The organism is Sphingomonas sp. 2SG, from assembly GCF_005503285.1.
Lineage (GTDB): Bacteria > Pseudomonadota > Alphaproteobacteria > Sphingomonadales > Sphingomonadaceae > Sphingomonas > Sphingomonas taxi.
Window position 1 is genome coordinate 1 of record NZ_SCMZ01000022.1, and the last position, 12,179, is coordinate 12,179.

The following is a 12,179-nucleotide window of genomic DNA, read 5'->3' on the forward strand; positions in this document are numbered from 1 at the left end:
CTCGCCGCCGCGCCGGCGGCCAGCGCCTCGCGATAGGCGCGGAGCGCGACGGCCGTGCTCGCCGGCGCGGCGGCGAGCGCGCGGGCATAACCGGCGGCGGCGAGATCGACCCGGCCGTCGGCATCGGCGGCGCCGGCCTTGAGATAGTCGGCGAGATGACCGGTGTCTGCCGCTGCCGGCGGGACCGCGCCGAGGCTCAGCAGCGACGCGAGGAACAGGCGTTTACATATTGGGATAATTCGGGCCTCCACCACCCTCCGGCACCACCCAGTTGATGTTCTGGGTCGGGTCCTTGATGTCGCACGTCTTGCAGTGGACGCAGTTCTGCGCGTTGATCACGAACTTGGGATCGCCGGTCTCCTGGCCCACGATCTCGTAAACGCCGGCCGGGCAATAGCGTTGCGCGGGTTCGTCGTAGAGCGGCAGGTCGTATTCGACCGGCACGTTCGGGTCCTTCAGTGTCAGATGGACCGGCTGGTCCTCCTCGTGATTGGTGTTCGACAGGAACACCGAGGAGAGGCGGTCGAAGGTCAGCACGCCGTCGGGCTTGGGATAGACCGGCGGCTTGACCAGATCCTTGCGCCACAGGCTTTCATGATCGGGATGATGCTTCATCGTGAACGGCATCTTGAGCCCGAAATGCTCGAGCCACATCGTCACGCCGGCAAGGCCCGAGCCGAGGAAGTCGCCGAACTTCTTGACCAGCGGCACGACGTTGCGGACGACCGACAGCTCCTTGTGCAGCCAAGACGTCTCGAACGCCGCGGGATAGGCGGCCAGTTCGTCGTGCTCGCGCTGCGACAGGATCGCCGCGACCGCAGCCTCGGCGGCCATCATCCCCGACTTCATCGCGCCATGCGTGCCCTTGAGCCGCGGCACGTTGAGGAAGCCCGCCGAACAGCCGATCAGCGCGCCGCCGGGGAAGACCAGCTTCGGGATCGACTGCAACCCGCCGTCATTGATCGCGCGCGCACCGTAGGAGACGCGCTTGCCGCCCTTGAGGATCGCGGCGATCTCGGGATGCGTCTTCCACTTCTGCATCTCCTGGAAGGGCGACAGATAGGGATTGGTGTAATTGAGCCAGGTGACGAAGCCGAGGCTGACCTGCCCGTTCGCCTGATGATACAGCCAGCTGCCACCGTTGGCGTCGTCGCCGAGCGGCCAGCCCTGCGTGTGGATGACGCGGCCCGGGCTGTGCAGCGCGGGATCGATGTCCCACAATTCCTTGATGCCTAGGCCATAGACCTGCGGCTGCGCGTCCTTGGCCAGATCGAAGGTACGGATCACCTCCTTGGTGAGGTGGCCGCGCACGCCCTCGGCGAAGAAGGTGTATTTGGCGTGGAGCTCGAGCCCCGGCGTATAATCGGGCTTGTGCGTGCCGTCGCGTGCGACGCCCATGTCGCCGGTGGCGACGCCCTTCACCCGGCCCTGTTCGTCGAACAGGATCTCCGCGGCGGCGAAGCCGGGGAAGATCTCGACGCCCAGCTCCTCGGCCTTGCCCGCCAGCCAGCGGCACAGATTGCCGAGGCTGCCGGTATAGGTCCCCTTGTTGTGCATGAACGGCGGGGTGAGGAATTCGGGCAGCGTGCGCTTGCCGGTCGCGGTCAGCACCCAATGGTGATTTTCGGTCACCGGCACCTCGGCGAGCGGGCAGCCGTCCTCGCGCCAGTTCGGCAGCAGTTCGTCGAGGCTGCGCGGATCGATCACCGCACCCGACAGGATGTGTGCGCCGACCTCCGAGCCCTTCTCCAGCACGCAGACCGACAGGTCCGCACCCTGCTCGGCCGCGACCTGTTTGAAGCGGATCGCCGCCGACAGGCCCGCCGGGCCGGCGCCGACGATCACCACGTCATAGGGCATCGATTCGCGTGTCGACATCATTCCACTCCCGGGCACCATCCGCGGTGCATCACGCTTGTATGTTGTCGGCGGCGGCAAAAGCGTTCAGGCGCACGACGACAACGGCTCGTCTCCGGCCCGCGATCGGACAAGTTGACGCAAACGTCAACCTGGAGAAGGATCGTCGCAACAAAAAGGAATAATGTGGGGGCCGATCAGCATATCGACTGGATGAGCAGCGTCGGCAGCGCGCTCGACTGGTGGCAGGAGGCGGGCGTCGACACGCTCGTCGAGGATGCGCCGCGCGACTGGCTGAGCCAGCCGATGCCGGCGCCCACCGCCTTCGCCGCAGCGGTCTCCGCGGCCGCGGTGCCGGCCGCCCCCGCCGCCGCGACGATGCCCGACGCGCTCGCCGACTTCATCGCGTGGCGGCTGGGCGATGCGGTGCCCGAGGTCGAGTGGCGCGGCGTGTCGATCGCCGCCAGCGGCCCGCCCGACGCCGCGATCATGGTCCTCGTCGATTGCCCCGACAAGGACGACGGCGAGGCGGGCACCTTGCTGAGCGGCGCCGCCGGCGCCCTGTTCGACCGGATGCTCGCCGCGATCGGCCTGTCGCGCGACACGATCCACCTCGCCGCGGTCTGCGCCAGACGGCCGGTGGCCGGGCGGATGCCGCGCGATACCGAGACGCGGCTGTCCGACATTTCGAAGCACCATATTGGCCTGGTCGCGCCAAAACGGCTGCTGCTGCTCGGCAATGCGGCCAGCCGTGCCATTCTGGGGGCGGAAATGCCGGGGACGCGCGGGTCTTTGCATTCATTTAACCATAAGAGCGGAGAGACCGGGGTCGTCGCCAGCTTTCACCCGCGCTTCCTCATCGAGAAGCCCGTGGCGAAGGCGGAGGCCTGGAAGGATCTGCAATTGCTGATGGGAAACCTGCCCGCATGACCCGCACGCTCGCGCTGACCCTGGCGCTGATCGCGCTGCCCGCCGCCGCGCATGCGGCCGGGCCGACCGAACCCGCCGGCGACGCCAGACTGCCCGCGGCCACCGCGCTCGCCGATCGCATCCCCGATCAGCTCGATGCGACGCAGCGCGACGGCTATCGCGCGGTGTTCCAGGCGATCCGCGACGGCAAATGGCAGGACGCGCAGCTCGGCCTCGACGCGATGAAGCCCGGCCCGCTCCATGCCATCGCGCGTGCCGAGTTGTTCACCGCCAAGGGCTCGCCGCGCGTCGAGCTGGAGCCGCTCGTCGCCTTGCTCAACGAGGCGCCCGAACTGCCCGAGGCCGAATCGCTCGCCCGCCTCGCCAAGTCACGCGGTGCGGCCGAATTGCCGCCGCTGCCGCAGGCGCAGCGATTGATCTGGCAGGACGGCGCCCCCCGCCGCGTCCGCGCCAAGGCCACCAAGAGCGACGAGATCGCCGCCGATCTGGCGCTCAAGATGCAGCCGTTCGTCAAGGCCGACATGGGGCCGGAGGCGCAGGCGCTGCTCGAGACGACGCCGGGCCTGACCATCGAGGCGCAGACCGAATGGCAGGCGAAGGTCGCCTGGATGTATTTTCTCACCGGCGACGACGCCAACACCCGGGCGATGGCGGCGAAGGCCGCCGCCGGCTACGGCGACTGGGCTGTGCAGGGCCGCTGGACCGGTGCGCTCGCGGCATGGCGCCAGAACGATTGCGCCGCGGCGGAAAGCGGCTTCGAGGGGGTCGCCGCACGCGCGACCGACGTCGATCTGCGCGCCGCCGCGCTCTATTGGACGTCGCGCGCCGACATGGTCTGCAGCCGGCCCGACAAGGTGCAGGCGCGACTGCAGTCCGCCGCGCAATTCTCCGAGAGCTTCTACGGCCAATTGTCGCGCCAGGCGCTGCTGATCAAGGACAAGGGCAAGCCGTCGACGCAGATCGTCGCGGCGGACTGGGCGCGGCTCGACAAGCGGCCCAATATCCGCGTCGCCGCCGCGCTCGCCGAGATCGGCGAGACCGACCTTGCCGACACCGTCGTGCGCCAGCAGGCGCGGATCGGCGATCCGTCCGAATTCGGCAGCCTCGTCCGCGTCGCCGAGGCGCTGAGCCTGCCCGCCACCACCGTATGGCTGGCGCACAATTGTCCGCAGGGCGTCGTCGCCACTGCGGAGGCGCGCTATCCGACGCCGAACTGGACGCCGTCGAGCGGCTGGCGCGTCGACAAGGCGCTCGTCTACGCCCACACGCTGGAGGAGAGCGGCTTCCGCAACAAGGTGGTGAGCCCGGCCGGCGCCTATGGCCTGATGCAGATCATGCCCGCCGCCGCGACCGATTATTCGCGCGAGCGCGGCCTGCCGCTCGACAAGGCGGCGCTGACCAAGCCCGCCACCAACATGGATATCGGCCAGCGCCATCTCGAACGGCTGCGCGACATGGCCGGCGTGACCGGCGGGCTGCTGCCCAAGGTGATCGCCGCCTATAACGCCGGTCCGCGCCCGGTCGGCGACTGGAATGCGATCGTTCACGATAACGGCGACCCGCTGCTCTATATCGAGAGCATCCCTTATTGGGAGACGCGCGGCTATGTGACGACGGTGCTGCGCAATTACTGGATGTACGAGGCGCAGGGCGGCCGCAAGGCATCGGTCAGCCGCTCCGCGCTGGCGCAGGGCCTGTGGCCGCGCTTCCCCGGCCTGCCGGGCGCCGCGGCGGTGCGCATCGCCGGACGGCCGAGCAACACCGCGATCGCGGTGAACGGCAGCGTGAGCCCGCAATCGCGTACGGTGACGGGAAACTGAAGCGGGGGACGCGTTCGGCGTCCCTCTCCAAGGGCCATCGCATATAACATCTGTGATGAGGTTCGATCGGCTTCCTCATGAGATTCGTCACCCCGGACTCGTTCCGGGGTCCACCCGCCCGCAGGGGAATGGTCTCGGATCAAGCCTTTCTCCTAGCCGCAGGGTGGACCCCGGAACAAGTCCGGGGTGACGGTGTGGCAATCCTTCGTCACGGCTCGTGAGCTTGCCTCGTCTCCTTCCTGCGGTATGGTTCGGTCCGATGTGGGATGACCCCCGCACGCCATGGGAAAGGACGAATCGATGCTCGGCGGGATGCAGGATTTCGAGCTCAGGGTATCGACGCTGATCGATCACGCCGCGCGCGAGCACCCGACCCGCGAAATCGTCACCCGCTGGGCCGACGGCAGCGAGACGCGCAGCGACTGGCGCACCCTGTCGCATGACGCCAAACGGCTGGCGCAGGCGCTCGAACGGCTCGGGGTACAGCGCGGCGAGCGCGTGGCGACGCTGGCGATGAACCACGGTCATCATCTCGCCGCGTGGTATGCGACGATCGGCATGGGCGCGGTGATCCATACGATCAATCCGCGCCTGTTCGACGACCAGCTCGTCTACATCGCCAACCATGCCGAGGATCGCGTGTTGCTCTACGATCGCGCCTTCCAGCCGATCGTCGACCGGCTTCGGACGCGATGGACCAGCATCGACCATTATGTGGTGATGGACGACGACGGCCCCGACGGCTTCGCCGCGCTGATCGCGCCCGAGGACGGCGACTATGACTGGGTCACCGGATCGGAGCGGGAGGCTTGCATGCTCTGCTACACCAGCGGCACCACCGGCCATCCCAAGGGCGTGCTGTACGACCATCGCTCGATCCTGCTTCACGCGCTGCTCGTCGCTTCGCCCGCAGTGCTCGGCCTGTCGTCGACGGCGGTGTTGCTGCCGGTCGTGCCGCTGTTCCATGCCGCCGCCTGGGGTACGCCGTTCGCCGCGCCGCTCGCCGGCGCGAAGCTCGTCTTCTCCGCGGTCAACGACGCCAAGGTCTTGTGCGACCTGATGAACCGCGAGGGCGTCACGATCTCGTCGGGGGTGCCGACGGTATGGCTGGCGATGTTCGCGCATATCGATGCGACCGGTGAGACGCCGCGCGCGCTCAGGATGGCGACGATCGGCGGCTCGGCGGCGCCGCGCGCGATGATCGCCCGGCTGATCGACATGGGCGTCGAGGTCAAGCATTTGTGGGGGATGACCGAGACCTCGCCGGTCGCCACCGCCGCCGCGCCGCCGCCGGACTGGCAGAGCTGGCCGCGCGAGCGCCAGCTCGACCTGCTCACCCGGCAGGGCAGCGTGCCTTATGGCGTCGAACTCGTCGTCCGCGACGACGACGGCACGCCGCTGCCCCGCGACGGCACCAGCGCGGGACGGCTGCACATCCGCGGCCCGTGGGTGATCAAACGCTATTTCCGCGCCGAGGCGGATGCGATCGATGCCGACGGCTGGTTCGACACCGGCGACGTCGCGGTGATTCACCCCGACGGCACGATGCAGATCACCGACCGCTCGAAGGACGTGATCAAATCGGGCGGCGAATGGATCAGCTCGGTCGAGCTGGAGAATGCCGCGGTCGGCTGCCCCGGCGTCGCCGAGGCGGCGGCGATCGGCATCTCCCATCCCAAGTGGGACGAACGGCCGCTGCTCGTCGTCGTCCGCAAGCCGGGCAGCGACGTCACCGCGCGCGCGATCCTCGACCATCTCGCCGGCGTGGTGGCGAAATGGTGGCTGCCCGATGGCATCGCGTTCGTCGATACGCTGCCGCACACCGCGACGGGCAAATTGCTCAAGACGGCGCTGCGCGAGCAATTCCGAGACTATCAGTTCGCGGCGTGAGACGATCGATCCCCTGCCCGGCCGCGCGCGCGAGGAAATTGCAATCATCGGCTGACATTTCACGTCTTGTGCCTACAATCCCCTTATGGCGATCGGACTGGACAATGCGGGCTTCAGCGACGCGCTGGTGATCCTGGGGGCGGCGGGGCTGGTGATCCCCGCCTTCGCGCGGTTTCGGGTCAGCCCGATCATCGGCTTCATCCTCGTCGGCATGCTCGTCGGCCCCGACGGGCTCGGCGCGCTGACCGACCGGGCGCCGTGGCTCTATTATCTCACCATCTCCGATCCCGATTCGATCGAGCCCTTCGCCGAATTCGGCATCGTCCTGCTGCTGTTCTCGATCGGGCTCGAACTCTCGTTCAAGCGCTTGTGGTCGATGCGCGCGCAGGTGTTCGGCACCGGCCCGGCCGAGCTGATCGGCTCGGCGGCGCTGATCGCGGTGGCGGTGCATCTGCTCGGCCAGGATTGGGGCGGCGCCGCCGGCCTCGGCCTCGCGCTCGCTTTGTCCTCGACCGCCCTGGTGCTGCCGCTCGTCGGCACGACCAGTCCGGTCGGCCGCGCCGCCTTTGCGATGCTGCTGTTCGAGGATCTCGCGCTGGTGCCGATCATCTTCGCGCTCGGCGCAATGGCGCCGACCGCCAGCCCCGACGGCTGGGTCGGCATCGCCGGCGTCGCATTGCGCGGGCTGGCGACGGTGGTGGTGATGTACCTCGGCGGCCGGCTGGTGCTGCCGCGGCTGTTCGCGCAGGCGGCGCGCACCAAGAGCCCGGAACTCTTCCTCGCCGCCTCGCTGCTCGTCGTCATCACCGCCAGCGTCGCCACCACCGCCGCCGGCCTGTCGCCGATCGTCGGCGCCCTGCTCGCCGGGCTGCTGATCGCCGAGACCGAATATCACACCGAGGTCGAGGTGATGACCGCACCCTTCAAGGGCCTCGCGCTCGGCGTCTTCCTGATCACCGTCGGGATGAGCGTCAACCTGCGCGAGGTGCTGGCCAATTGGCCGTCGCTGCTCGGCGCGGTCGGCGCGGTGGTCGGGGTCAAGGCGGTCGTCACCTATCTGCTGCTCCGCGTCGCGCAGACCGGGCGCGGCATCGCCGCCGAGACCGGGCTGCTGATGGGCAGCCCGTCGGAGACGACGCTGATCGTGCTCGCCACCGCGGCACAGGCGCAGCTCATCCTGCCATCGACCGCCGCCTTCTGGCAGACGGTGACCGCGATCGGCCTCACCATCACGCCGCTGCTCGCCAAGGCGGGCCAGCGACTGTCGCGCGGCATCGACCGCTTCACCCCGGGCGACGGCCTGCCCGAGGATACGCTCGGCGAGGGACCGGGCGCGGTGGTGATCGGCTTCGGCCGCGTCGGGCGGATGGTGTCCGACATGCTCGCGGTCCACGGCCAGCGCTATATCGCGGTCGAGGCGGACATCGACACCGTCGCCGAGGCGCGGCGCAGCGGCCATCCGGTGCTGTTCGGCGACATCGCGCGTGGCGACTGGGTCGAGCGGCTCGACCTCGCCCGCGCCCGCGCGCTGATCCTGACGATGGACGACCCGGTGCTGACCGTACAGCTCACCCGGCGGATGCGCGCGCTCGCCCCGGCGCTGCCGATCATCGCCCGCGCCCGCGATCCGCACCATGCCGCCGAACTCTATCGCGCCGGCGTGACCGACGCGGTGCCCGAGACGCTGGAAAGCTCACTGCAATTGTCCGAGGCGGTGCTGGTCGACCTCGGCGTCGCGATGGGACCGGTGATCGCCTCGATCCACGAGAAGCGCGACGAACTGCGCCAGTCGATCCGCGCGGAGGCGGAGATCGACCGCGAGCCCCGCATCCGGCGCGTGCGGCGGCTGGGGGAAGCGGTACCGGGCAAGGTGTGAGCGGCCCCACCCTCAATCCGTTCGCCCTGAGCCTGTCGAAGGGCAAGTAAGTCTCAAGAGCACTTCGACAAGCTCAATGCCAACGGCGGCAAAAGCCCCAGCTCATGTATACAGGTCGACAACCTCCGCCCCCTCGCCGACCGCGTCGAGCAGCAGCGTACGATGGCAATGTTTCGGGTCGCGCTCGAAGCAGAGCAGCGCGCTCGGCGTTTCCGCGGCCAATCCCAGCATGATGGCGGCGGCCGCCTGCGCCTCGGGCAGTTCGAGTTGCTCCTCATATACCGCCTCCAGCGTCGCCACGTCGCCCTTCTTGGCGGCGTCGCGCCCGCGCTTGGGGGTGCCGAGCGCCTTGAGGTGGACATAGCCGATCCCCGCCTCGGCGAGGCTGGCGGCGAGCGAGGATTTCGAGAAGCCGGGCCGCCGCGACAGCGGCAGCGCACGCACGTCGATCACCCTTTTCACCCCCGCACGGTTCAGGGCGGCGAGGAAATCGGCCATCGTCGTGGCCTCATAGCCGATGGTGTAGATCGTGGTCATGCCGGCCGAACGCACGAGCCGACCGCCGCGTTGCCCGCCGCCCCGGCATCGATCGGCATGCAGGGGTCCACCGAATTCCTCCCCCGCCAGGGGAGGTGGCATGCCGCAGGCATGACGGAGGGGGAGGTAAGCGACACGTCGGTTCCGTGTCCTCCCCTTCCGTCACGGCTTCGCCGCGCCACCTCCCCTGGCGGGGGAGGAATTTGACTGGATATTGATTCCACTTAAGGCACCCATATGACCCATGATATCCATATCGTCGGCGGCGGCCTCGCCGGTTCGGAAGCCGCCTGGCAGCTCGCCGAGGCGGGCTATCGCGTCCGCCTGTCGGAGATGCGCGGCTCGGGCGAGCGTACGCCCGCGCATCAGACCGATCATCTCGCCGAACTCGTCTGCTCGAACAGCTTCCGCTCCGACGATGCGGAGGCCAATGCGGTCGGCCTGCTCCACCAGGAGATGCGCGCGATGGGCTCGCTGATCATGCGCCAGGCGGACGCGCATCGCGTCCCCGCCGGGTCGGCGCTGGCGGTCGACCGCGACGGCTATTCCGCCGGCGTCACCGCGGCGCTCGCCGATCATTCCAACGTCACGCTGGTTCGCGAACGCGTCGACACGCTGCCGGACGGGCCGGCGATCCTCGCCACCGGGCCGCTCACCGCGGCGGGGCTGGCGCAGGCGATCGGCGGCGCGACCGGCGCGGAGGCGCTCGCCTTCTTCGATGCGCTCGCCCCCATCGTCCACGCCGACACGATCGACATGGACGTCGCATGGAAGGCGTCGCGCTGGGACAAGGGCGAGGCGGATTACATCAACTGCCCGATGGACAAGGAGCAATATCTCGCCTTCCACGCCGCCTTGCTCGCCGGCGAGAAGAGCGAGTTCAAGGATTGGGAGAAGGACACGCCCTATTTCGAGGGCTGCATGCCGATCGAGGTGATGGCCGAGCGCGGGCTCGACACGTTGCGCTACGGCCCGATGAAGCCGGTCGGGCTCGACAATCCCCGTACCGGCCGCTGGCCCTATGCGGTGGTCCAGCTTCGCCAGGACAATGCGCAGGGCACGCTCTGGAACATCGTCGGCTTCCAGACCAAGCTGAAGCATGCCGAACAGGTGCGGCTGTTCCGCACCATCCCCGGCCTGCAGAATGCGGAATTCGCACGCCTCGGCGGGCTGCATCGCAACACCTTCATCCGCTCGCCCGAATTGCTCGACCCGACGCTGCGGCTGAAGAGCCGCCCCAACCTGCGCTTCGCCGGCCAGATCACGGGCTGCGAGGGCTATATCGAGAGCGCCGCGATCGGCCTGCTCGCCGGCCGCTTCGCTGCGGCGGAGCTGGCGGGCGAGACGCTCGCGCCGCCGCCGGTCGAGACTGCGCTGGGTGCCTTGCTCGGCCATATCACCGGCGGCGCGGAGGCGGAGACCTATCAGCCGATGAACGTCAATTTCGGGCTGATGCCGCCGATCCCCGGCCGCACCAAGAAGGCCGACCGCAAGCGGATGTACACCGATCGCGCGCGCACCGCCTTCGCCGGCTGGCTCAACTCTCCTCCGCCGGCGCCGCAGCCGTCGGCGGACATTTCGGCCGGGACGATGGCTTCCGCTTGACCGCCGTCGTGGCGAATTCGGCGGCGTCCATCGCACCGGATTTGTCATGGTCGGCGGCGACGAACTTGGCGGTCGCCTTCGCCGCCCATTCGTCGAAGTCGAGCCGGCCGTCGCCATTGACGTCGAGCTTGGCGAAGCCCTTGCGCCGGTTGGCGAGATATTCGTCCCTCGTGACCTTGCCGTCCTGATCGCGATCGTAGCGCGCGAAGCGCTTCTGCTCGCGCGTTGCCTCGGAGGCTTCGGGCACCGGGTCGGCATCGGCGGCCCCCGTCGCCGGCGCCGCGGCGGCCTGCGCCGCGGGCTGCGCCGGCAGCAACGCCGGCCGCCCGGATCCGCCGAGCAGCATCGCCCCGCCCGCCACCGCCGCGAGCACCGCCGCACCGATCGCCCAATATCGCCACATCACGCGCCCCCCTTCGCCATCGATCATCCCAGCGACAAACCCTGCGGCGGGTCCAGCCGGCGGTCGTCCGCGCGCCGAACCGCATCGCGGTGCGGGTCGAGCCTTCTGCCGAGTTCATCTGCGTCGAGCGTGCTCGAGCGATCGTGATCCGCCGCGTCGAACTGCGGATCCGCCCATTCCCCGAGATCGAGCCGGCGGTCGCCATCCCCGTCCAGCCGGGCGAATCCCGCCCGCATGGCGGCGCGATATTCGTCGCGCGACAGCACGCCGTCGTGATCGCGGTCATGCGCCGCGAGCACGGCATGGGCGACTGCCGCGGCATCCGGCGATGCCGCCGACCACACCGGCACGTGCTTGGTTTCGGCCGGCAGCACGGTCGGCGGCCGGTCCGCATGCACCACCGCGACCAATGCGACGCTACAGCCGGCGAGTAACGCCACCTCCGCCATCACCCGTCGTCGCATTGCCGAGTCCCTCGTTGCAAGTCGAGGCTAGCATGGCGAACGATCGTCGCAAATGTTCATCGTCCGGTTATTCTAAACCGCCCTACCTTCAAAGCCTTGGCAATTGCCGATCCGGGGGTGGCATCGAGCCGCGCGATCAGGCTCAATACACCGATCGGGCGCAGCTTTGCTGGCCAAGGTGCTGAAAAAGCATGCGACAACTCGCGCCGTGCAGCATCCGCGGCCAGCCCGGCCGCCGCCGGCGCGGACAGATGCCCGGCGAGATCGGCGAGCGCCCAGCCCCGCCCCGCCGGCACGAGCAGCGGCGAGTCGGCGCCGAGCACCGTTCCCGCCGCGGCGAACAACCCGGCCCCGCGGGCCTCGGCGTGGCGATCCAGCGTCTCGGCGCTGAGCGCGTCGGCGACGATCAACTCCTCCCATCCGTCGATCATCCCGGCGAGCCGCGCGCCGCTGGCGCCCGCGGGCAGCAGATGTTGCTGGACGTCGCGGAGCAGCGGCTCGGCCGGCGCCGGCGCGCCGTCGAGCTTGGTGAGCGCCTCATGCCACCAGGTCAGCCGCATCTGCCCGACCATCGGCTCGCGCGTCGCACGGACGATCCCGGCCAGCCGGGCGTCGAGCGCGAGCAGCGTCTCGATCGCCGGGCGGTGGCGCGACGGCACTGCGAGGATCGCCAACGATCGATCCCCGTTCGGCGCGGCCGCTGTGTCGTTCGTCTGCAAACTTTGATTAACCATGCCGTTTGACTGCGATTTCATACCGGCGGGTTAACTGGGATTGTCCAATAGAACAAACGAGAG

Annotated in this window: 10 protein-coding genes and 1 pseudogene; 5 read left to right on the top strand and 6 right to left on the bottom strand. The window is 69.0% G+C overall.

Annotation, left to right across the window (positions count from 1 at the left end; all coding sequences use genetic code 11):
- A pseudogene (locus FFS23_RS10665) lies at positions 1-251 on the bottom strand (tetratricopeptide repeat protein); the annotation flags it as partial.
- On the bottom strand, positions 223-1,878 hold the full coding sequence (locus FFS23_RS10670; protein WP_137898614.1) for an electron transfer flavoprotein-ubiquinone oxidoreductase: 1,656 nt from the start codon (positions 1,876-1,878) through the stop codon (positions 223-225). The pseudogene FFS23_RS10665 and the gene FFS23_RS10670, both read right to left, overlap by 29 nt.
- 165 nt (positions 1,879-2,043) lie before the next feature.
- Here FFS23_RS10670 and FFS23_RS10675 point away from each other — a divergent pair, with 165 nt between their 5' ends.
- The 4 genes from FFS23_RS10675 to FFS23_RS10690 all read left to right on the top strand — a co-directional run bounded on the left by FFS23_RS10675 (position 2,044) and on the right by FFS23_RS10690 (position 8,373).
- Positions 2,044-2,787, top strand: coding sequence for a uracil-DNA glycosylase (locus FFS23_RS10675; RefSeq protein ID WP_137898615.1), 744 nt, complete (start codon positions 2,044-2,046; stop codon positions 2,785-2,787).
- Positions 2,784-4,607: a lytic transglycosylase domain-containing protein gene (locus FFS23_RS10680; RefSeq protein WP_137898616.1), complete on the top strand. Its 1,824-nt coding sequence runs from the start codon at positions 2,784-2,786 to the stop codon at positions 4,605-4,607. The genes FFS23_RS10675 and FFS23_RS10680 overlap by 4 nt, the downstream gene beginning before the upstream one ends.
- 300 nt (positions 4,608-4,907) lie before the next feature.
- Complete coding sequence (locus tag FFS23_RS10685) at positions 4,908-6,497, top strand: long-chain fatty acid--CoA ligase (RefSeq protein ID WP_137898651.1); 1,590 nt, start codon at positions 4,908-4,910, stop codon at positions 6,495-6,497.
- An 85-nt stretch (positions 6,498-6,582) separates the two neighbouring features.
- Positions 6,583-8,373 carry a cation:proton antiporter domain-containing protein gene (locus FFS23_RS10690; RefSeq protein WP_137898617.1) on the top strand — a complete coding sequence of 597 codons (1,791 nt, stop codon included), beginning with the start codon at positions 6,583-6,585 and terminating at the stop codon, positions 8,371-8,373.
- A gap of 102 nt (positions 8,374-8,475) precedes the next feature.
- Here FFS23_RS10690 and FFS23_RS10695 read toward each other — a convergent pair whose 3' ends face one another.
- Positions 8,476-8,910 (bottom strand): DUF488 domain-containing protein, encoded by a 435-nt coding sequence (locus FFS23_RS10695; protein WP_137898618.1) that lies wholly within the window; start codon positions 8,908-8,910, stop codon positions 8,476-8,478.
- Positions 8,911-9,147: 237 nt separating this feature from the next.
- Here FFS23_RS10695 and trmFO point away from each other — a divergent pair, with 237 nt between their 5' ends.
- Complete coding sequence (gene trmFO, locus FFS23_RS10700) at positions 9,148-10,515, top strand: methylenetetrahydrofolate--tRNA-(uracil(54)-C(5))-methyltransferase (FADH(2)-oxidizing) TrmFO (RefSeq protein ID WP_137898619.1); 1,368 nt, start codon at positions 9,148-9,150, stop codon at positions 10,513-10,515.
- On the opposite strand, the gene FFS23_RS10705 is transcribed toward trmFO, so the two are convergent.
- The 3 genes from FFS23_RS10705 to FFS23_RS10715 all read right to left on the bottom strand — a co-directional run bounded on the left by FFS23_RS10705 (position 10,448) and on the right by FFS23_RS10715 (position 12,056).
- Entirely contained in the window at positions 10,448-10,918 is a 471-nt protein-coding gene (locus FFS23_RS10705) for an EF-hand domain-containing protein (RefSeq protein ID WP_137898652.1), read from the bottom strand. The genes trmFO and FFS23_RS10705 overlap by 68 nt on opposite strands.
- A 23-nt stretch (positions 10,919-10,941) precedes the next feature.
- Positions 10,942-11,367 (bottom strand): EF-hand domain-containing protein, encoded by a 426-nt coding sequence (locus tag FFS23_RS10710; RefSeq protein ID WP_137898620.1) that lies wholly within the window; start codon positions 11,365-11,367, stop codon positions 10,942-10,944.
- Between the two features lie 71 nt (positions 11,368-11,438).
- Positions 11,439-12,056: a squalene/phytoene synthase family protein gene (locus FFS23_RS10715; protein ID WP_249340631.1), complete on the bottom strand. Its 618-nt coding sequence runs from the start codon at positions 12,054-12,056 to the stop codon at positions 11,439-11,441.
- Positions 12,057-12,179: the final 123 nt, after the last annotated feature.